This window comes from Flavobacterium sp. Arc2, from assembly GCF_041431385.1.
Taxonomy (GTDB): Bacteria; Bacteroidota; Bacteroidia; order Flavobacteriales; family Flavobacteriaceae; genus Flavobacterium.
Genome location: NZ_JASMRH010000032.1, coordinates 22,838 through 44,045, shown reverse-complemented (window position 1 = coordinate 44,045; position 21,208 = coordinate 22,838). Strand labels below are relative to the sequence as shown.

Sequence of the window (21,208 nt, the reverse complement as noted above, 5' to 3'; positions counted from 1 at the left end):
GAAAAAAGGGTTCAACTTTAATTAAAAAGGCAAACCCCTATTTTTTTAACTTACACACTTTACGGGACAGTGTCTAAATCCTAAAAAAATGCCTGTCGAGTAGACAGGCATTTTGCTATTCTTCTTTTAATTCGTCAATTACTTTCTTGATTTCTTTGGCATACTTTCCATAAAAAAGTTCTGCATGTGCCTTTATAAGAAACCAACAGCCCGTTAACCACAAAACAAAACCAATTATCAGTCCAACAAACAGTATTTCTGGACTTTGCATACCTTCAACTATTTTTATGATTTTTTCCGTTTTTGAACCCAAAGGAATTAGAATCATATAAATAAAACCAAAAGGAATAGAAACAGTAGAGATAATTTTATAGACTTCCATAAATAATTTTATTTCATAATAGGTTTCATACAAATTGTCTTTTGTGCTAATATTTTTATTATTTACAATTTTATAAAAGTCTTTAATTTTTATTAAAAAATAGGTACTGACCATAACTGATATGAAATACACTAGGTAAAAAAGCACTAGATAATTCAAATTAAATTTAATAAATACTGGTACAAGCCCACACACAAGGATCAAGATTTGAAGGTAGGCCTCCCTTTTTAAACCTTTTTTTATATGAGTCAGGGGCATACTGGCTGATTGTATTTTTTCTAGATGATTTGGCACCCTAATTTCTCCTGTGTTTTCATTGTTCCACGCGTTCTGTATATCGTTAAAATCCATATCCTTGATTTTTAATTATTTCTTTTAATTTTTCTTTTGCTCTATTTAATTTCACTCTGGCATTCCCTTCAGAAATCCCTAAATTATCTCCAATTTCCTTATGTGAGAAACCCTCCAGTTGATAAAAGATGATAGCCTTATCTATTTTTTCTAATTTTTGAACTGCTTTGTAAAAATGTTCAATTTGGCTTTCCTTAATTTCTGAATCGTCAGTTTCTTCTTTGATATTTTGAGATACGATCTCATATTTATCGACTTTTCTCTTTTCTTTCTTTAGAAAAACGATAGCGGTATTAATGGCCACCCGATACATCCAAGTCGAAAACTGACTCTCGTTTCTAAACGAATCATACGATTTCCAAAGTTGGCAGACAATCTCCTGAAATAAATCCTGTTGATCATCGTGATTGTCCATATACATCTTAGAAACTTTATATAAAATTCCTTTGTGTTTTTCAATCCGGTTTAAAAATTCTGGTTCTTTCTCTTTCAAAATGGTATTAATTCAGAATAGGTTTATCGGTATACCCTTTTTTTCTCAATAGATTTATCACTCCTTGTTATCCCAATAAATGACCCGCTCCTACAGCAAAAAATGTGCTTTTATCTTTCATCATATTCGGCATATTAACAATCCAGTTTTCATTTCTCACATCTAATAACCATTTTCTGGTTTTTTCATTCATCACTTTAGGAGCCGTAATGTCTTTATATATTTCTGGAAGGTTTTCTTGAATATAATTTTGAACTAACTTTTTTGCATCATCATCATTTGACTCTTGCAACAGTGTTATCACCTCCACATCAGAATAAGCATTACTTAAAAAATCATTTTGCGATTGAAGTGTTTCAAAACCAGCAATACTTTTACTTGAACTTTTAGCCATTTCAATAAATTCCATTTCATACATTTTAATATCAGCGCAGCCAAAGGATTTCATAGTAATCAAACTCATTACTGCCATTATACTGAATTTATCAACTTGTTTGACTGTCATTCCTGTTCTCTTTTGCAACAAAACATCAAAATCATTTAATTGTTGCGGACTCAATGTTTTACTCAATGGTTCTTTTCCATATATAAATTGCTGAGCACTGCTTATTTCTTTTGGATCGGCTAAATTCACCTCTAAGACTAAATTGTCAGTAGAATCAAAAGCTTTCTTGGTTTTATCAGATAGAAAATAATCATTTCCACAGATCATATGAATCGTGCCATATAAATAAGAGGATTTCGATAATCCATTTCCTGAAATTTCCCATAACAGCGATTTTTCATTTAACGGTGCTGAGGCTGCTTTTTTTGCTTGTGCAAATACTCCGCTGGAAATTAACAATACTGCTACTACTGCAATTGATTTAAATAATTTTTTCATAATAATTTGATTGATGATTGATTTTTGATTTGATGATTGAAACTCGTTAAGAATTACTTACTATATTTTGATCTTAAGACCGAAAGTACGCCAGCCAAAAAGAAGCAAGACATCATCAATAACATTTCAAATTTTGGCTTGTCATAAACGTATTGGTTTACTACAGCATGGCCAAGTCCAATTGAACTGATAAAAATCATAACAGGTCCGAAATCATTTCTTTCGCTAAATTTTTTTGTTGTTACTGTTCTCATAATGGTTTTGTTTAATTTGATTACTACTCGTAAGTAATTAAACAAGTAAAACGTTACAAAAAATTTAAATTTATTTTTTGTAAGCTAACAAAAACTAGGGTTTGCACGATATTTTTTTTCGAAAAGGAATACGAAAAAAAGTCTATTGAAAGAGAAACTTGCTCAACAATCGCAACAGTTCGCTAATTTCTTCTGGAGAATTATAACTGTGCAAACAAAAACGAAGTCGTTCCTGCCCTTCGGGAACCGTTGGCGAAAGTGTCGCTTTCACATCAAATCCTTTTTCTTGTAGTTTTTGGGCTATAGATGTAACATTTTCTTTACCCGGAATGATGGCCGATTGTACTGCTGATTTACTGTGTACAAACAATTGTTTCAGTCCTAACATGTTCTTTTCCTGATTGAAATGAATGATGTTTTTGCGAAGTTGCGCTATGGTTTGTTGTTCTTGTTCTAAATGTTGATATCCAGTCAAAATCGCGGTAACGGAACAGAGCGAAAGCCCTGTGGTGTACTTAAAACTTTGATCCAAATTTACTAAACAATCCCTCAATTCAACCGAACCTACAATCGCTGCTCCCTCACATCCTAAAGCATTTTCGAAAGTCAAAATACGAGCAAAAATAGGGTCTTGCAAACCTGTCATTTGAACGAATCCTTCGCCTTTTGAACCAAAAACACCCAAAGCATGTGCTTCATCAACTACTAAATAACAATGGTGCTTATCTGAAATCCGCACTAATTCTTCCAGATTGGGACAATCGCCATCCATAGAAAAAACAGATTCGGTTACGATATAAATCCTTGTTGGGTCTTGGGTTTTAGGTCTTGGGTTTTGGATTAACCTTTCTAAATCTTCAAAATCATTGTGATTGAATTTACAGGCTTTGGCACTCGACAGTTGAATTCCGTCAAGAATAGACGCATTACACAATTCATCGTATAAAATCAAATCTCCTTTTTGAGGAACTGCACTAAAAAAACCAATAGTAGCATCGCAACCCGAATTGAAAATTAACGCTGTTTCGGTTTGATGGAAATTAGCAATAAAACCTTCTGTTTCCTGATACAGTTTGCGGTTCCAGGATAAAAACCGGGAACCGGTCGCTGCTTCTTCAATGCATTTATTTTTACTTAAATACTCCTGCCTGTCCTTAAAAATAATCTCTGACTGAGAAAAACCTAAGTAATCATTCGATGCGAAATCGATTAAATCATTGGGCAAAGCGCCTTTTTGCAAAGCATCGTTTTGTTCCTGTTGATTTAGTTCCGGCTGTATTGATTTTGAAAAACATTTCATATACCGAAAATATAAAAAGTCTGCCGATAATCTGGAACTTTAAGTTTAGATTGTTATTGTCTATCTAAAATTATATTGTACTCCAAACAATAAATTACCTTTTGGCATAGGAACTAAATTCGTTTCTGTATACTCCGTGTTGAAAATATTGTTGGCAAACAAAGAGAGCTCAAAAGCATTTAAAGCATAGGAAGCACCCAAATCTACAACTGAATATGAATCTCCAGCAATTCGTTCCGCATAACGATACGAAATCGTATTGCTGAAATTTTTCAGGAATTGCATATTGTAACTCCCCACAAACTGATTCTTTAGTGAATTCAAAGAATACTGTGAGAAAGTAAAGGTGCTTTCTTCTATATCATTCTGAATAAAAGAATAACCAAATTGTAACTTTTGAGCAAATGAATTAAGATTAAAGGTATAAAGCAGTTGCGTTTCAAAACCTTTGGTGGTAACATCCTGAATGTTTTGGGCTTGCCAGGGATCCGTAAGCTCCATTTTTACGTAATCAATTAAATGATTAGAATTGCGATTAAACACTGCCGCAGACACATTAAAATTAGAGGTATTCCATTTCAAACCAATTTCTTGCGAAAATGCTTTCTCAGGTTCTAAATCAGGATTACCTATCGTAGTTGGAGATTTATAATTCAAATCAGTAAAAGTTGGAATTCTGTAAGTATAACCCAAGTTACCATATACCTTCAGGTTATCAAGCAATTGATATCCAACATCTATACCTGGAAAAGCAAAAAATTTGAAGTCAGAAAAATAAGTCACAGCTACTCCCGGAGTAATATCTAATTTTTTATTGAACAATTCAATACGCTGCTCTAAAAACAAAGTACTTAGAAAACGGTTATTATCCCCAAGATTATTACTCGAAAGAAACACTTTAGCCGTTTCTATACCAAAGCCGGTAACACCGATATTTGACGTATACGATCCATTTAATTCTGCAGCAATTTTGTTTGAAATATGCAAATTCCTGTAAACAGACGGATTCTTCCTGATAAAAATATATTCGTCTTGATTACGTCTCCAATATACCTTTGGTTTCCAGGTAAAATTACCCTTTTTAATAATCGTTGAAAAACCAACTAAACTAGCATTAGTTTCCTCATATTGCTCAGTAGCTGCTGGCGAAGAATAAAAACCATTTGCCCCAAAGTTTTTTTCCGAAAGAGCAACCAACATCGTTATTGGCAATTTGTTTTTATTAAAAACACTCTTCAACACAAAATTCTGATTGTCAAAATCTGTATTATAGCGATAGCCATTCGATATGTTTTTTGAAAAGTGCAAAATATGATTGCTTTCATTCAAACTAACTCCTGCGGTAACAGCAGCACTAAATTGACCATAAGAACCCGCCTGAAGCCTTAATGAAGCATCATTATCAAGCGAATCCTTTGTAACGATATTGACAGCGCCGGTAAAAGCATTTTGACCAAATACACGACTTGCTGGCCCTTTTATAATTTCAATTCTCTTAATAACTTCAATCGGCAAAGCTAAATTCATCGAGTGATGTCCAGTTTGAGCATCATCTACCTTGAATCCATCTATAAGTAGCAGCGTTTGATCAAAACTTCCGCCCCGTATATATAAGTCTGCTTGCATACCACTAGTACCGCGACGTCTTACATCAATACCTGCAATTTGCTGCAAAGCATCGGCAACATTTGTCACTCCGGATTTTTTTATATCCTCGGCAGTAATCAACTGAATGGTTCTGGAATTTTCCTTGAAAGGCAAATCAATCCTACTGGATGTAATAACAACTTCTTGTAAGGTATCTGTCTTTTGTGCGTTTTCCTGTGCATTTACTATGAAAGAACAGATAAAAAAAAAGGCTGAAAAGTATTTCTTTTTCATTTATTAAAGTATTGAATTATTTTAAAACGTTGCAAAAGTAGTACCTTTCCGGACTACTAAAATAGTCCAGTTTTGAAATGATAGATAGTCCGGTTAATGCGTTGTTAAAAAGGCTGATCCACTTTGATAAATCAAGTGCCAGCCCTGTGTATATACAAATCTCCCAACAAATCATCAATGCTATTCAGCGTAGTTATTTAGCAGGAGGCTCTTTATTACCCGGAACTAGAATCTTTAGCCAATTAATACATGTGCACCGCAATACAGCCGTTGCGGTATATGATGAATTAGCTTCTCAAGGTTGGGTTGAAATAATTGCTAACAAAGGGACTTTTATATCAGTTCCAGAACAGAGAACAGCCACAATAAAAGCGGGTTCGAACCAATTAGGAGACATTTATAACTTTGCAGAAACAACTGGATTTCCCTTTCAGCCCTCTTTTCATTTATCATCAACGCAAGAATTTTCAGAAGCAAAGTATGAACTAAATGATGGGCAACCCGATTTAAGGCTACATCCCATTCATGAATTTTCAAAATGGTATGGCACTTCCATGAAACGCAAATCATTGATTTCGAAATGGAATCAAAATAAAAAAACAAGGTATTCTGTATTTGAAAACCAACTGTGTAATTACCTAAATGCTACAAGGGGACTTCACATAAAACCAAAAAATGTCATCAGCACCAGAAGTACAGAAATGAGTTTGTACATCATATCGCAACTTTTAATTCGCCCAAAAGATGTAGTTTTGGTTGGGGATCTGAGCAGTTATGCTGCCAACATGATTTTCCAACAATCAGGCGCCATTATCAAAACAATACCCATTGACGAACAAGGCTTAGATGTCGATTATATTAAAACACATTTTGTAAAAGGGGCAATTCGCTGTGTTTATATTTGTGCCAATCGTGATTATCCTACAACCGTTTCATTAACAGCAGAACGTCGCTTAAAACTGTTACAACTTGCAAAGGAATACCAGTTTGCCATTATAGAAGATGATTATGACTATGATTTTCAGTTTGAAGGCTTGGCTATGCTACCTATGGCCAGCTCTGATGCAAATGGAATGGTAATTTATTTGGGAAAGCTTGGGCAGTCTCTATTTCCCAGTTTTCAAACAGGATTTGTCGTAGCCCCAGAAAATTTAATTTCAGAAGCCAAAAACTACTTGCAAATGTTAGACCGTCAAGGCGATTTAACACAGGAACAAATGCTATCAGAACTGATTTATGAAGGTGAGATTCATCGATTGCTCAAAAAAAACATCCTAGTCTATAAGCAAAGACGCGATTTTTTATACCAATGCCTTGAAGAAAACTTTAAAGATGCTATCCGTTTTAAGAAACCAACGGGCGGTTTGGCAATATGGTTACAGTTTAATACAGTACTTCCATTGGTTCAACTTTCAGAACAAGCGCTACGCTATGATTTGTTTTTGCCTAAAACCATACTTTATCAAGACAAAGACACTTGCGCTATTCGTCTAGGCTTTGGCCATTTGAATGAAGAAGAAATAGAGATCATAGTAAAAAAACTGAAACAGGCTTATGATTCGACCTTAAAATAAAAAAGCCTAACAGTTAAGTTAGGCTTTCCTTATATATTCAAATTATTTTAGTCGACTAAAACAATTACTTTATTGTCTTTCATTTCTAAAGTTCCTGCAGAGATAGCTAATGTATAATTATCCGCATTTACTTTAGTAAACAATCCTGATGTTTCTTTATCAAACTCAAAACTAGCAGCAGTAATACTTACTATTCCTTTTTGAAGTAATGAAACTATTGGTGCGTGATTATTTAAAATTTGAAAACTTCCATCAACACCAGGTACAGATATTGAAGTTATTTCTCCTTTGAATAATGATGCTTCCGGCGATACTATTTCTAATAACATATTTTTGTAGTTAAAGGTTTAAAAGTTCAAAGTTTAAAGTTGCTTGTGAACCTTAAACTTTAAACCTTAAACTATTTTTTAAGCTTCTGCTAACATTTTTTCTCCTGCTTCGATAGCCTCTTCAATAGTACCTTTAAGGTTAAATGCTGATTCTGGCAAGTGATCTAATTCACCGTCAATAATCATATTAAACCCTTTTATAGTATCTTTGATATCTACTAAAACCCCTTTTAATCCTGTAAACTGCTCAGCTACGTGGAAAGGTTGAGACAAGAAACGTTGAACACGACGTGCTCTAGAAACAGCTAATTTATCTTCTTCTGATAATTCTTCCATACCTAAAATTGCGATAATATCTTGCAATTGTTTGTATTTTTGAAGAATCTCTTTTACTCTTTGTGCACAGTCATAATGCTCATCACCAAGAATTTGTGGTGTTAAGATACGAGAAGTAGAATCTAACGGGTCAACCGCTGGATAAATACCTAACTCAGCAATTTTACGAGACAATACTGTTGTTGCATCCAAGTGAGCAAACGTTGTTGCTGGTGCTGGATCTGTTAAATCATCTGCAGGAACGTAAACCGCTTGTACAGAAGTAATAGATCCTTTATTTGTAGATGTGATACGTTCTTGCATCGCTCCCATTTCTGTAGCTAATGTTGGTTGGTATCCTACTGCAGATGGCATACGACCTAAAAGTGCCGATACCTCAGAACCTGCTTGTGTAAAACGGAAGATATTATCAACGAAAAACAAAACGTCTTTCCCTTGATCTGTTCCAGCTCCATCACGGAAATACTCAGCAATAGATAATCCAGAAAGCGCTACACGAGCACGAGCTCCTGGTGGCTCATTCATTTGACCGAAAACGAAAGTAGCTTTAGACTCTCTCATTCCTAGCATATCAACTTTAGATAAATCCCATCCTCCATTTTCCATAGAGTGCATGAATTCATCACCGTATTTTATAATTCCTGACTCTAACATCTCACGAAGTAAGTCATTCCCTTCACGTGTTCTTTCTCCTACTCCTGCGAATACAGAAAGTCCACCGTGACCTTTTGCAATATTGTTAATCAACTCTTGAATCAATACTGTTTTACCAACACCTGCACCACCGAACAATCCAATTTTACCCCCTTTTGAGTAAGGCTCAATTAAATCAATTACTTTAATACCTGTGAATAAAACTTCAGATGAAGTTGATAGATCTTCGAATTTAGGAGCTTGACGGTGAATTGACATTCCGTTTTCTCCTGTTTTTGGTAAGTTTCCTAGACCATCAATCGCATCTCCAATTACATTGAATAAACGACCATAAACATCAGCACCAATTGGCATTTGGATAGGATTCCCTGTTCCAACTACTTCATAACCTCTACTCAAACCATCTGTTGAGTCCATCGAAATGGTACGAACTGTGTTTTCACCAATGTGAGATTGTACTTCAAGTACTAATAAAGTACCATCTTTTTTTGTGATTTCTAATGAATCATAAATTTTTGGAAGTTCAACATCTACGCCGTTGAAAACTACGTCAACTACTGGGCCAATGATTTGGGCAACTTTTCCTATTACTTTTGACATTACTTATGTATTTATTAAATAGCTATTTAGGTTTATGAAATAGAACTAACCAAAACTTATCGATTAGACCTTTTTATCAGGGTGCAAAGATAATTTTTTAAAATAAAAAATCAACACCTTTTTCTATAAAAACAAGAAAAAAATAATGCATTGTTTAAAAATCAATTTTCAACAAATAAAAACAGCAATATTTGGTTAAAAATAAAAAGCCATTCATCTCTCGACGAATGACTTTTATCTATTATTAAAACCCCACTAAATTAAAGCGAGCTTGGAAATAAAATTCTATAATTCCCTAGATCTACTTCTTTTAAATTAGAGCCATACGTGGCATTAATAGCACTAATGAATTTGTTCGCAAGCACTGCGTATCCTCTTGGAGAAGGATGAACACCATCTGTTGAAAACCCACCACCAGTAATAAAAGCACCCGTTACTGCAAATCCGTTTGCTGTAAATCCACCATTTGAAACCTGACTCAACAAAGCATTAGAATCAACAAAAGCTAAGCCTTTTGCCGTTGCAACTGCTTTAATTTTTGCATTATAAGCATCCGTAGCAGTTTTTACCAAAGCTACTTCACTTGCAGTTAAGGTCGATTTATCTTCCATCGGATAGGTCACTCCTATTGTACTATTGTCTACTGGATAACCTGCTTTTGTAGTCCCAATTAAACCACCTGCGGTTAACAATATATAATCTCTAGTTGCTGCCGCATTACTAGCATGACGGGCTTTACCATACAAATTTCCTAAAAACCCGGCAGTTGCTGCAGGGTACTTAAATGGAGCTGCTTGAAAAGCCGCAGTAAATAAGGCCGTAGCATCATAAGCTAACATTTCATCTGCAATTAACAATGGATTAGATGAACTTACAGTTAATGCCTGAAAACGAGCCGACTGCCCTACTGACGCCAACATACTATTCATAGCTCCAAATAATGGATTTAACGCCCCAACTTGCGAAGCGTTTAATGGCACAGGGTTTGCCGCTATATATGTAAAAAACGGCAAAGTATTCACATAAGGAATATTTGCCACAACTCCTTTTGCTCCTCCAGAAGTTAGCGAATTCACTAAGGCTTCATATGTAGCATCAAAACCAACTCCCGAAACTCCCGCTGAAGGAGTTATAGGGTTTGAGCCATCACCTCCAGTTGTAGCATAACCTAAAATATCATTATTTCCTATCCAAAGTGAAAAGAAAGTTGGCGCTTGAGACATTGCATAATCCAAAACAGAAGCAGCACCATCTTTTGGAGCAAAACGAACATAATAAGGATTCGCTGTTCCTGCTAGTATACCTAAAGGACTACCGTAAATTTTCGATAATAAATTAAAACTTTTTGCACCAGGAACGCCACAATTATTATACGGACCAGCAGCAGCTATGGAAGTTAAAATCTCTGTCGAAGGAGTTCCCGCAACTGCAACTGGCGCTCCTCCGCCAGTCGATGCTAATCTCGCTCCAGAAGCAATAGTTCCATTAATTTTAAAACCACCTATATTGTCAGCCATAAATGGGGTTTTAAATTCTCCACCACCAACTGTTGCAAATTTTTGTGCCATTATATTATTATAAGAAGATTTCTGACCTTCTACAAACAAGGCTCCATCTGAGTAACCTGCTGCCATTGAATCTCCTAATGAAACAACTTTAGAAAAATTAGCAGATCCCGCCGTTAAAGGTAATCCGTCAGATGAATTTGAAATTACCGTTACGTCATCATCACTATTACACGCTACAAAGCTTAATGAAACCAATAGTAGCCATTTGAAATTTTTTATCATGGTTGTATTTTTTTTTAAAATTTTAAAAGTATTACGGGTTAATTGTCCAAGAAGCAAAATATTGTTGTCCTATCAATCCAGCACCTAATACTTGCGCGTATTCTTTACCACCAATATTTGAAGCCCCTAACTTAAGTGTTGACTTTAATTTAGGCATTTCATAATTGATTTGAGCATCAATCACAGTAGCAGCATCGATCATACCATCGACCATACTAGATTGCCATAAATACGCACTACTATATCTTCCACTAACATTGAAACCAAAATTTTTGAATAATTTTTCGTTACCGAATGATGCTTTTACTTTGTTTTTTGGAGTATTAAAACCGGCTTCAAAACTTGGATCTTTTGCTTGATCATATTTAAATTCAGCATAGTTATAATTAACACCTACTTCAAAATCTCTATATACTTTTTTAGAAAGACCTATACCAAAACCAAGAGATTCAATCTCAACTTTAGTATTTGTATACAATTGAAAAGCTCTGAAATTTCCAGTTGAAAGAGCGTGTACAGACTGAAATCCTAGGTCTGTTGCACTTGGAGTAGCGTTTGGCGAATCTTGAGCCGTACCATATAAGGGCGCAACCACATTAAGATTCCCAATGAAATCATTATAAATATTATAATAACCATTAATATCTACTGAAACCCCTTCAATAAGTGAACGATACCCTAATTCAAAAGCTTTTACTTTTTCTGGTTTAACATAATCAACATTAGTTTTCTTCAACAATGTAGGATTTCCAGCTGCTGAAAATGCAGCAACCGATGTAGCCGTATAAGAATTATTATAAGCATTCAACCCATTAATCGTAACAGTTGAACCACCAGCAAATGCCTGACCTGTAGCTGTTGAAACAGGAAGAACTTCGCTAAATCTTGTTAAGTTATCCGGAGCTGACCCTAATAAAACTGCACTACCTACATCAAAACCGATGTATTGATCTTGAGTAGATGGATTTCTAAAACCGGTTTGAAATGAAGCTCTAAAATTATGCCTTCTACTTTCACCACCAGAATATACTAAAGAGACTCTTGGAGAAACATTCCCATCAAAATTTTGTGCTTTATCATAACGCATAGATCCAGTAAATTTCAACCTGTCATCCATGAATTTTTTTGTTAACTGCGTATAAACTCCATACTCATTGTACAATATAGGTCCATCTTTATCAGTATAAATTCTACCGTGCGAATTTAGCTGGTATTCTCTATAAGAACCACCTACTTGAATTTCAGCAAATTTGATAAGATCTTTAAAGTTATAATTAGCATCTGAATGATATATCTTCGAATTGTCAACCAATTTAGACCCCGAAAGCACACTTGCTTCATTAGTCACTTTATCAAAAGCAGACTTAAATGCAGCCGTGCCAGGAATTAACCTTCCCGTATCTGCAGCATTTCTTGCAGCAATATGTGCATTTTCAGGTGTTGAACCAGCTAAGGTAGCACCAGCATAAGTTGCTGCATACTGCCCAAACCAAGTTTTATCATCTTTCCAAACTCTATTAATATTAATCCCAGTAAAAAGCATGTCATAAGAATTTCCTCCATCTTCTGTAGTAGTATATCCTCTCACGAAAAAGTTTTTACCTTTCACCTCTAATTTATGTTGTTGCATAAAAAAGTTATTCAAGTAATACCTATTCGCACCTTGATAAACCGCATTTCCATAACCAAACTTACTTTGCCAAATAACTTCCAAATTTTCGTTTCCAAAAGGTCTATAATGTAACGAAAAGTCAATCTTAGTATTACTAGCCTTATTATCCGTTAGATCAGTTTCATTATACCCAGTTCTACTTACATTATAGTTAGGAAGTATATTATTAAACGCTGTATATTGCGACTGAGTGATAGCCCCCGCACTAAACAGTCCTGCAGCAACTCCTTTTATATTTGTAGTAACTTCATCACCATAAACATTTATACCGTCATAATTCACATGACTCCTATCTCTTCCCGCAACAGTCTTGTCATCGTAGTTCGTAGCATACCAGTCCGTACCACGCATATAGGTAAAGTTAGCTTTTGCAGCTAGCTTAGGACTAAATGCATGCGCCATTCTAATTCCATAATCAACATAGTCGTTTGAACCAGCCGCTTTTTGACTCGTTTGTCCAAATTTTGCGTAAGCAGTAATTCCTTGGCTTGTAAATGGACTTTTACTATTCATAAATAAAATACCATTAAATGCATTTGCACCATATAAAGCAGAAGATGCCCCAGGCAGTAACTCTACACTTTGAACGTCAATTTCTGAAATTCCAATCATATTTCCCAATACAAAATTCAATAAAGGAGAAGCATTATCCACTCCATCAACCAACTGCATAAAACGCGTATTTGCTACAGTAGCAAAACCACGGGTATTAATAGACTTAAAAGAAAGACTACTAGTATTCATCTGCACTTCTTTCATGTTTTCTATACCGTCATAAAAAGTAGCAGATGCCGACTTTTTAATATCAGCAATTCCCATTCTTTCGATGGTAACAGGAGACTCTAAAACTCGTTCAGGAGTTCTTGAAGCCGAAACTACAATTTCATTAAGCAGGTTCGACTCATCTTTTAAAATAACATTCACCTTTTGGTTCTTTGATGAAATAGTTACTTTTACAGAAACAAATCCAACACTAGAAATCTCAACTACATAAGGTAATTGGCTTGTTGAATTTAAAGTAAACTTCCCCTCCCCATCAGTAATTGTGCTGGCAGTGCCTCCAACAATCCTAACGTTGGCTCCAATAACTGATTGCGCGTCACTGTCAGTAACCGTGCCTGAAATTGAATTTTGAGCAAAGCTTAGGCTGCAAAAAAACAATGTTAATAAAAGTAAATAAATTTTCATTTGGTTAGTTTTTTTTATGATTAGTGCTACCAAAATACAAATATTTTTGATATCAACATCAAAATGAGTAATTAATTAAATATACGGTAATATATTTAGATGATTTTAACACAATTGCATCAATATGATTTTTATATTATAACACGATATATTGTTAAAAAAATACAAAAAACTATGCACGCATAAGGAAATCAGCCAAAAATTGAATTAATCATAAAAATGTGTCTTTTTGACTTTATTCCATAAAAAAAGCGAGATAAATATCTCGCTTTTAAAATCTATTGTAAAATACTACCTATTCAACAGTTACTGATTTTGCTAAATTTCTTGGTTGATCTACATTACAACCTCTCATAACTGCTATATGGTATGATAATAACTGCAATGGTATTGTTGTAATCAATGGAGACAATGCATCTGAAGTTTCAGGAATTTCAATTATATAATCTGCTAATTCTCGAACTTGAGTATCTCCTTTAGTAACAATAGCAATAATTCTACCGCTTCTTGACTTAATTTCCTGAATGTTACTTACGATCTTATCATAATGACCTTGCTTAGGAGCAATAACCACGACGGGCATTTGCTCATCAATTAAAGCAATTGGCCCATGTTTCATTTCGGCTGCAGGATAACCTTCAGCATGAATATAAGATATCTCTTTAAGCTTTAAAGCGCCTTCTAGTGCCACTGGAAAGTTATAACCACGTCCTAAGTACAAACAATTAGGCGCGTCTTTAAAAGTAGCTGCAATTTCTTTTGCGCGATCATTAGTTTCCAATGCTTCTTTAACTTTCTCAGGAATCAACTCTAACTCTTGTAAATACATATGGAAATCCGAAAGAGATAATGTTCCTTTGGCTTTTGCCAAACGTAAAGCAATCATGGTCAAAACTGTAATTTGAGTAGTAAAAGCTTTAGTAGAAGCAACACCTATTTCTGGTCCCGCATGTGTATAAGCACCTGCATGAGTTTCTCTTGAAATAGAAGAACCTACTACATTACACACTCCAAAAACAAAAGCTCCTTTCTCTTTCGCTAATTTAATAGCAGCCATTGTATCAGCCGTTTCACCAGACTGTGATATAGCAATTACTACATCATTATTATTGATAATGGGATTTCTATATCTAAACTCTGAAGCATATTCTACTTCAACAGATATTCTTGCAAACTCTTCAAAAATGTATTCAGCAACTAATCCCGCATGCCATGATGTACCGCATGCAACAATAATAATTCTGTCTGCGTTTAAGAATTTTTCTAAATTATCCTCAACACCAGCCAATTGAACAATTCCCTCATTAGCATGTAATCTACCTCTATACGTATCTTTAATTACACTAGGCTGTTCGTATATCTCTTTCAACATGAAATGATCATAACCCCCTTTTTCAATTTGCTCCAAATTCATTTGAAGTTCTTGAATATAAGGATTAACCAAAGAATCGTCTTTAATTTTTCTTACTTTCATGCCTTTATGCAACCTAATAATAGCCATCTCGCCGTCCTCTAAATACACCGCATTTGAAGTATATTCTATAAATGGAGAAGCATCTGAAGCAATAAAATACTCGCCCTCGCCAATACCAATTGCCAGCGGACTACCTAAACGAGCCGCTACAATTTCATCTGGATTTTTTTTATCAAAAACAGCAATCGCATAAGCACCCACCACTTGATTAAGCGCAATTTGAACTGCTTTTCCTAATTTAATATTATCTCTTTTTTGTACTTCCTCAATAAGATTAACAAGTACCTCTGTATCTGTATCTGAATGAAAAACATACCCTCTTTTAATTAATTCTACCTTTAAGGGAGCATAATTCTCAATAATTCCATTATGAATTATCACTAAATTCCCAGAATTAGAAAGATGAGGATGTGAATTTACGTCATTAGGAACACCATGTGTCGCCCAACGCGTATGTCCAATCCCAATTGTTCCATTAGTTGTGATTTCTTTTGAAGCTCTTTCTTCAAGATCCACAACCTTTCCCTTTGTCTTGCATAATTTGATGTCTTCACCATCATATATCATGACACCTGCGCTGTCGTATCCTCTGTACTCGAGTCTTTTTAATCCTTTTATAACTATAGGGTAAGCTTCTCTATGACCTATATATCCAACAATTCCACACATACTCTTTTAATTAGGTTTTGTATAATAAATTTCTAATTTCAATCTTTTATCATCAGCAACTGCTGCGCTACTACCGTAAAAAATTGTTCCTAATGGACTCATAACTGAAGCCTTAGGGAATTGCGAAATAACACCACTTGTTGATCTTAACTTATATGAACTTATGGTATTGATGTCTTCTGTAACTACTATACCTAATTTTACATTTGTAGAATCGGCATTTTTAATTAAATTTCTAATATGATTTGTAATTCCTACTTTATAAGTATTGTCTTCCGTTTTTTCTGTATTTAAAATACCTCCAAAAACAGCTTTTCCAGCACTTCCATCATTATAATAATCTACAATAGGACGATTATTATTTAAATCATATAGATAGATACGATTCGGTTTAGCCGCAGTTCCTAAAGCAGTAGGGTCAACATGGAAAACAATACTAGCTTCATTTATCAACCATCCGCTATCTCTAATTGTTTTTAATTCAGTTGTATTAAAAATTTCCAAAACTGACATCGAACCTTCACCACCTTTTATATATAATTTCGAGTCTCCAAGTGTTGTATTAATATTAGCAGTATTTGTCGCATTAGCATACGAAGTATTTGTATTACTTTGCTCTAATAAGCTTACTGAATTTCCTGTAAGTTTAAGTACAATCGACTTTTCAATTCTTGTAGCATCAGAATCAGATGTATCCTCTTTATATTTAATAGTAATCTTACCTTGTCTAAAGTCTAACAAAGCCATATTAGAAGAACTACTTCCTGATTTCTCAACTTGAAAATATAATCCTCTAAAGTATTCTTTAAAAACATCATTAGTCACCAACTTACCTGAAGCCGAGGCATCAATAATTTTTGTTTTAAAATAACTAGTATTCAAATCCAAACGCATTCCTGGAGCAACGCGAGTAATCACATCTTTCCCGTCTGTAGTTACTGTAATTTTATACTGAGCAGCACTAAAGAAAAAAGCATCATTTTGACTTTGATCCAAAGAGCTATTCAAACGACTACCTACCTTAGCAGTATTGAAATCAGAATTTTGATTAGTATAATATTTTTGAGCTTCCTGAAAATTAGCATTAGGATCTAAATCCCTCATAAAGTAACCTGACTCGTAAACACTCAACTTAATTTTACCAACTGAAGGACCTTGAATTGAATCCAACTCATACGTTCCATCCCCACTAGCATCAGTAGCGGTTAATGTACTGAAATACGGGATTGTTAAAACAACACTTTCAATTACTGGATTCTTGCCAATCGTTGGATTAATAGTTTCTAAAACGATCTGTGTTGCAAAACTTGCAGTCGTTGTTCCAAAAGCAGGGTTGTCATAAATCCCTAATGCATTTACAGCAAGATTATTGGATTGTATAGGCCCAACTTTTTGATTATAAGCAACAACATTAGATGTATATTTTACAAAATCAAAATGGTTATCCCCGATTAAACCATCTCCAATTGAATTATAATCTTTATCACAAGAATAAAGAAAAACAACACAAGCCACTAATAGAATTTTCTTAAAAAAAGAATTATTGTACATATTCGATAATAAAAGTTTAAATTGATAGAACCACGTCTCTATAAAAGTTAGAATACGCTTCCGCGAATTCATCTTTAGGGACGAAAGGTAAAAAAGGTTTTCCTGAAGATTCTATAAATTTTGTTAAACTTGGAGACAGACTATCTGAAGCAATAATAACAGCATCAGAATGCTTAATCGTTGCTTTAATAATACTTTCATAATCTGGCGTTTCTAAATCAGCAATAGCATCTAAAGGAACTCCGTCAAGTTTTATTTTATTTATCATTTCTGCATCTAAAGTTCCTTCAAAAGACTGACTATAAACAGAAGTAACGATTTTTGTATCAGAAAACAACGCTTCGTTTTTATAATAATGTTTCATATAGATAGGCAACATTGCTGCCATCCAGCCATGAACATGAATAATATCCGGAACCCAATTCAGTTTTTTAACCGTCTCAACTACTCCTTTTGCAAAGAAAATGGCACGCTCATCATTATCTGCATACATCACACCTTCTTCATCAGCAAATGTCGCTTTCCTTTTGAAATATTCATCGTTGTCAATAAAGTAAACTTGAATCCTCTCTTTAGGTATGCTAGCCACCTTTATTATCAAAGGCATATCCAAGTCATTTACAACCAAATTCATCCCTGAAAGCCTAATTACTTCATGTAACTGGTGTCTTCTCTCATTAATATTCCCATATCTCGGCATAAAAATTCTGATTTGCCCACCCTGATCATTAATCATCTTTGGCACGTCGTAAGACATTAAAGAGACCTCGTTCTCAGCTAAGTAGGGCACCACTTCAGATGATACATATAATATCCTCTTATCTTTCATATTGTAATTTGCTTAATTTATTGGTAATAAAAACCATGCAAAATTACAAAAATTTATGCAGTTATTAACTAATATATTATGTTTGCATTAAATTTAAACAAAATGCCCATGCCTATTTTCTATGGAAAAGCAGCTTTGATAGACTATTTGAAATCTATTAAGACTCAAAAATCTACCATTGGTTTCGTCCCCACGATGGGTGCATTACATCAAGGACACCTTTCCTTAATGCAACAGTCATTGACTGAGAACAACACTACCGTGGCTAGTATTTTTGTAAATCCCACTCAGTTTAACAACCCTGAAGACTTATCAAAATACCCAAGAACATTAGAGGCAGATATAGATAAAATAAACGGATTAAGTACTGATATTATTTTATATGCCCCCACTGTAGATGATATTTACGAAGGAAAAGTACTATCCCAAGCTTTTGACTTTGATGGATTAGAAAATCAGATGGAAGGAAAATTCAGACCAGGCCACTTTGATGGAGTAGGAACAATCGTAAAACGTCTTTTCGAAATCGTAACGCCTACAAATGCATATTTTGGAGAAAAAGATTTCCAACAGTTGCAAATCGTAAAAAAGATGGTCGCTAAAAACAAGCTTAACGTCAATGTTATAGGATGCGATATTTATAGAGAACCTAGCGGTCTCGCTATGAGCTCCAGAAATGAGCGATTAACTGATCAAGAGCGATCAGATGCGGCTCTAATTTTCAAAACATTAAATCTCGCCAAAGAAAAATTTAAAACAAACAGTGCAACAAAAGTGACAGAATGGGTAGCCAAATCATTCGACACAAACAATTCTTTTGACTTAGAATATTTTCAAATTGCAGATGAAAAAACACTCAAACCTTGTTTAAGAAAAAGTAGCACTAAAAAATACCGCGCTTTTATCGCGGTTACCATCAATAACATAAGATTGATTGACACCATTTCATTAAATTAATTTACTTTTGTAGTATGCAAATTCAAGTATTAAAATCAAAAATTCATCGGGTAAAAGTAACCGGAGCCGATTTAAACTATATCGGTAGCATTACTATTGATGAAAACCTGTTAGAAGCCTCAAATATAATTGAAGGCGAAAAAGTTTCCATTGTAAATATCAATAATGGAGAACGCTTTGAAACTTACGCCATAAAAGGAGAGCGTAATTCAGGTGAAATAACTCTAAATGGACCTGCCGCAAGAAAAGTCCAAAAAGAGGACATTATCATTATTATCTCTTACGCTACCCTAGAGTTTGAAGAAGCAAAAACCTTCAAGCCCTGGATTATTTTTCCAAATGAAAAAGACAACTCATTGACTTAAAATAAAGTCATAGATAATTTAACGCTTTTTATAAAAAGACAATGGAAGTAATTCCACTGTCTTTCTTTTTTTAATTTAACTTTGAGATTTAATTCCTTTAATCCTTATGTCGAAAGTAAAAACTTCTTTTTTCTGTCAGAATTGTGGCGCCCAATATGCCAAATGGCAAGGACAGTGTAACTCCTGCAAAGAGTGGAACACCATAGCCGAGGAAATCATCCAAAAACAAGAAAAAGTAGCTTGGAAAAGCGAACCAACTGCAACAAGTAAAGCACCCAAGCCTTTAAAAATAAATGAAATCGATTCTACTCAGGAAATCCGTATGGATACTACTGACTCTGAATTAAACCGAGTACTAGGAGGCGGAATCGTTCCTGGTTCCCTAATATTATTAGGCGGCGAACCCGGAATAGGGAAAAGTACATTATTGCTTCAAATTTCGTTAAAGCTACCCTACAAAACTTTATATGTTTCAGGCGAAGAAAGCCAAAAACAAATAAAAATGAGAGCCGAAAGAATCACTACTTCAAGTGAAAATTGCTACATCCTTACCGAAACGAAAACGCAAAACATCTTCAAACAAATTGAAGCTATTGAACCCGAAATTGTAATAATCGATTCGATTCAAACGCTACATACTGACTATATTGAATCTACAGCAGGAAGCATTTCCCAAATCCGGGAAACAACAGCTGAGCTAATCAAATTTGCCAAAGAAACGAATATTCCCGTTATTCTGATTGGTCATATTACCAAAGACGGTAATATTGCCGGTCCAAAAATATTGGAACACATGGTCGATACTGTTTTACAGTTTGAAGGAGACCGCAATCATGTCTACCGTATTTTACGGTCCTTAAAAAATCGTTTTGGTTCTACGGCAGAAATAGGAATTTATGAAATGTTAGGAAGCGGACTACGTGAAGTCTCAAACCCATCTGAGATATTGATTTCGCATAAAGACGAAGAACTTTCAGGAACTGCGATTGCTTCTACCCTAGAAGGCATGCGTCCGTTAATGATCGAAATCCAATCCTTAGTCAGCACCGCCGTTTACGGAACACCTCAGCGCAGCACAACAGGTTATAATGCGAAACGCCTCAATATGATATTGGCCGTTCTGGAAAAAAGAGCTGGTTTTAGGCTTGGTGCCAAAGATGTATTTCTAAACATAACGGGAGGAATTTCTGTAGACGATCCTGCTATCGATTTAGCTGTAGTAGCTGCCATTTTATCCTCTAATGAAGACATTCCAGTAAACAAGGATTTTTGTTTCGCTGGAGAAGTAGGACTATCAGGAGAAATTCGTCCTGTAAACAGAGTAGATCAGCGCATTCAAGAAGCCGAAAAATTAGGATTTTCCACCATTTTTGTATCCAAATACAATAAAATCACATTAAAAAATACCGGAATAAAAGTGCAACTTGTGGCAAAAATAGAGGACGTAGCCAGCATGTTATTTGGGTAACAAAACATTCATGACTAAAAGCAAAACTAAAATACTGTTATAGCAGCATAATACTCTTTGTTTTGATATTTAGTTATTTACCTGTTAATTTTTACGTTATTCTTAATTTATATCGTATTTTTATAAAACGAACCTGTTTTTCATTTCAAAGACCATAAAGCGTTGGCATTTGATAAAAAAGGGTTAGAATTTATCAATCTAAAAGCCA

17 protein-coding genes are annotated in these 21,208 nt (G+C 34.6%); 4 read left to right on the top strand and 13 right to left on the bottom strand.

What is annotated here, in order from left to right; genetic code table 11:
• Nucleotides 1-115 precede the first annotated feature (115 nt).
• The 6 genes from QO182_RS17425 to QO182_RS17400 all read right to left on the bottom strand — a co-directional run bounded on the left by QO182_RS17425 (nt 116) and on the right by QO182_RS17400 (nt 5,544).
• Nucleotides 116-733 (bottom strand): hypothetical protein, encoded by a 618-nt coding sequence (locus QO182_RS17425; RefSeq protein WP_371563035.1) that lies wholly within the window; start codon nt 731-733, stop codon nt 116-118.
• A complete protein-coding gene (locus QO182_RS17420; protein WP_371539969.1) occupies nt 723-1,226 on the bottom strand; it encodes an RNA polymerase sigma factor in 504 nt (167 codons plus the stop codon). Before QO182_RS17420 ends, QO182_RS17425 begins: the two co-directional genes overlap by 11 nt.
• 67 nt (nt 1,227-1,293) lie before the next feature.
• Nucleotides 1,294-2,109: a TraB/GumN family protein gene (locus QO182_RS17415; RefSeq protein ID WP_371539966.1), complete on the bottom strand. Its 816-nt coding sequence runs from the start codon at nt 2,107-2,109 to the stop codon at nt 1,294-1,296.
• Nucleotides 2,110-2,162: 53 nt separating this feature from the next.
• Nucleotides 2,163-2,363, bottom strand: a complete 201-nt coding sequence (locus QO182_RS17410) for a hypothetical protein (RefSeq protein ID WP_371539963.1) — start codon at nt 2,361-2,363, stop codon at nt 2,163-2,165.
• A 142-nt stretch (nt 2,364-2,505) separates the two neighbouring features.
• Complete coding sequence (locus QO182_RS17405) at nt 2,506-3,663, bottom strand: aminotransferase class I/II-fold pyridoxal phosphate-dependent enzyme (protein WP_371539959.1); 1,158 nt, start codon at nt 3,661-3,663, stop codon at nt 2,506-2,508.
• Between the two features lie 60 nt (nt 3,664-3,723).
• Nucleotides 3,724-5,544, bottom strand: coding sequence for a TonB-dependent receptor plug domain-containing protein (locus QO182_RS17400; protein WP_371563033.1), 1,821 nt, complete (start codon nt 5,542-5,544; stop codon nt 3,724-3,726).
• Between the two features lie 77 nt (nt 5,545-5,621).
• On the opposite strand from QO182_RS17400, the gene QO182_RS17395 reads away from it, so the two are divergent.
• Nucleotides 5,622-7,118 (top strand): PLP-dependent aminotransferase family protein, encoded by a 1,497-nt coding sequence (locus QO182_RS17395; RefSeq protein ID WP_371539949.1) that lies wholly within the window; start codon nt 5,622-5,624, stop codon nt 7,116-7,118.
• Nucleotides 7,119-7,165: 47 nt separating this feature from the next.
• Here the strand turns inward: QO182_RS17395 and QO182_RS17390 are convergent, their stop codons facing one another.
• The 7 genes from QO182_RS17390 to QO182_RS17360 all read right to left on the bottom strand — a co-directional run bounded on the left by QO182_RS17390 (nt 7,166) and on the right by QO182_RS17360 (nt 18,210).
• Nucleotides 7,166-7,447 (bottom strand): F0F1 ATP synthase subunit epsilon, encoded by a 282-nt coding sequence (locus tag QO182_RS17390; protein ID WP_371539944.1) that lies wholly within the window; start codon nt 7,445-7,447, stop codon nt 7,166-7,168.
• 78 nt (nt 7,448-7,525) lie between these two features.
• Nucleotides 7,526-9,037, bottom strand: coding sequence for a F0F1 ATP synthase subunit beta (gene atpD / locus QO182_RS17385; protein ID WP_371539940.1), 1,512 nt, complete (start codon nt 9,035-9,037; stop codon nt 7,526-7,528).
• Nucleotides 9,038-9,297: 260 nt separating this feature from the next.
• Nucleotides 9,298-10,827 (bottom strand): G-D-S-L family lipolytic protein, encoded by a 1,530-nt coding sequence (locus QO182_RS17380; protein ID WP_371539937.1) that lies wholly within the window; start codon nt 10,825-10,827, stop codon nt 9,298-9,300.
• Nucleotides 10,828-10,858: 31 nt separating this feature from the next.
• Nucleotides 10,859-13,687 carry a TonB-dependent receptor domain-containing protein gene (locus QO182_RS17375; protein ID WP_371563031.1) on the bottom strand — a complete coding sequence of 943 codons (2,829 nt, stop codon included), beginning with the start codon at nt 13,685-13,687 and terminating at the stop codon, nt 10,859-10,861.
• A gap of 295 nt (nt 13,688-13,982) precedes the next feature.
• The gene (glmS, locus tag QO182_RS17370; RefSeq protein ID WP_371563028.1) at nt 13,983-15,830 is read right to left on the bottom strand and encodes a glutamine--fructose-6-phosphate transaminase (isomerizing); all 1,848 of its coding nucleotides are present in this window, start codon (nt 15,828-15,830) and stop codon (nt 13,983-13,985) included.
• A gap of 6 nt (nt 15,831-15,836) precedes the next feature.
• Nucleotides 15,837-17,381 carry a DUF4270 domain-containing protein gene (locus QO182_RS17365; protein ID WP_371563025.1) on the bottom strand — a complete coding sequence of 515 codons (1,545 nt, stop codon included), beginning with the start codon at nt 17,379-17,381 and terminating at the stop codon, nt 15,837-15,839.
• A 16-nt stretch (nt 17,382-17,397) separates the two neighbouring features.
• A complete protein-coding gene (locus QO182_RS17360; RefSeq protein WP_371539923.1) occupies nt 17,398-18,210 on the bottom strand; it encodes a glycogen/starch synthase in 813 nt (270 codons plus the stop codon).
• Nucleotides 18,211-18,288: 78 nt separating this feature from the next.
• Here QO182_RS17360 and panC point away from each other — a divergent pair, with 78 nt between their 5' ends.
• The 3 genes from panC to radA all read left to right on the top strand — a co-directional run bounded on the left by panC (nt 18,289) and on the right by radA (nt 21,000).
• Nucleotides 18,289-19,167, top strand: a complete 879-nt coding sequence (gene panC / locus QO182_RS17355; RefSeq protein ID WP_371563022.1) for a pantoate--beta-alanine ligase — start codon at nt 18,289-18,291, stop codon at nt 19,165-19,167.
• A 14-nt stretch (nt 19,168-19,181) separates the two neighbouring features.
• Nucleotides 19,182-19,532 (top strand): aspartate 1-decarboxylase, encoded by a 351-nt coding sequence (gene panD, locus QO182_RS17350; protein ID WP_371539918.1) that lies wholly within the window; start codon nt 19,182-19,184, stop codon nt 19,530-19,532.
• A gap of 106 nt (nt 19,533-19,638) precedes the next feature.
• On the top strand, nt 19,639-21,000 hold the full coding sequence (gene radA / locus QO182_RS17345) for a DNA repair protein RadA (RefSeq protein ID WP_371539916.1): 1,362 nt from the start codon (nt 19,639-19,641) through the stop codon (nt 20,998-21,000).
• Nucleotides 21,001-21,208 lie beyond the last annotated feature (208 nt).

Bases quoted from the DNA above. Each gene is read 5' to 3' on its own strand.
- QO182_RS17365 (WP_371563025.1), bottom strand. From the start codon at position 17,381: ATGTACAATAATTCTTTTTTTAAGAAAATTCTATTAGTGGCTTGTGTT.
- QO182_RS17360 (WP_371539923.1), bottom strand. From the start codon at position 18,210: ATGAAAGATAAGAGGATATTATATGTATCATCTGAAGTGGTGCCCTAC.
- QO182_RS17395 (WP_371539949.1), top strand. From the start codon at position 5,622: ATGATAGATAGTCCGGTTAATGCGTTGTTAAAAAGGCTGATCCACTTT.
- panC (WP_371563022.1), top strand. From the start codon at position 18,289: ATGTTTGCATTAAATTTAAACAAAATGCCCATGCCTATTTTCTATGGA.
- QO182_RS17405 (WP_371539959.1), bottom strand. From the start codon at position 3,663: ATGAAATGTTTTTCAAAATCAATACAGCCGGAACTAAATCAACAGGAA.
- QO182_RS17425 (WP_371563035.1), bottom strand. From the start codon at position 733: ATGGATTTTAACGATATACAGAACGCGTGGAACAATGAAAACACAGGA.
- QO182_RS17415 (WP_371539966.1), bottom strand. From the start codon at position 2,109: ATGAAAAAATTATTTAAATCAATTGCAGTAGTAGCAGTATTGTTAATT.
- panD (WP_371539918.1), top strand. From the start codon at position 19,182: ATGCAAATTCAAGTATTAAAATCAAAAATTCATCGGGTAAAAGTAACC.
- QO182_RS17410 (WP_371539963.1), bottom strand. From the start codon at position 2,363: ATGAGAACAGTAACAACAAAAAAATTTAGCGAAAGAAATGATTTCGGA.
- QO182_RS17400 (WP_371563033.1), bottom strand. From the start codon at position 5,544: ATGAAAAAGAAATACTTTTCAGCCTTTTTTTTTATCTGTTCTTTCATA.
- glmS (WP_371563028.1), bottom strand. From the start codon at position 15,830: ATGTGTGGAATTGTTGGATATATAGGTCATAGAGAAGCTTACCCTATA.
- QO182_RS17390 (WP_371539944.1), bottom strand. From the start codon at position 7,447: ATGTTATTAGAAATAGTATCGCCGGAAGCATCATTATTCAAAGGAGAA.
- QO182_RS17380 (WP_371539937.1), bottom strand. From the start codon at position 10,827: ATGATAAAAAATTTCAAATGGCTACTATTGGTTTCATTAAGCTTTGTA.
- radA (WP_371539916.1), top strand. From the start codon at position 19,639: ATGTCGAAAGTAAAAACTTCTTTTTTCTGTCAGAATTGTGGCGCCCAA.
- QO182_RS17375 (WP_371563031.1), bottom strand. From the start codon at position 13,687: ATGAAAATTTATTTACTTTTATTAACATTGTTTTTTTGCAGCCTAAGC.
- atpD (WP_371539940.1), bottom strand. From the start codon at position 9,037: ATGTCAAAAGTAATAGGAAAAGTTGCCCAAATCATTGGCCCAGTAGTT.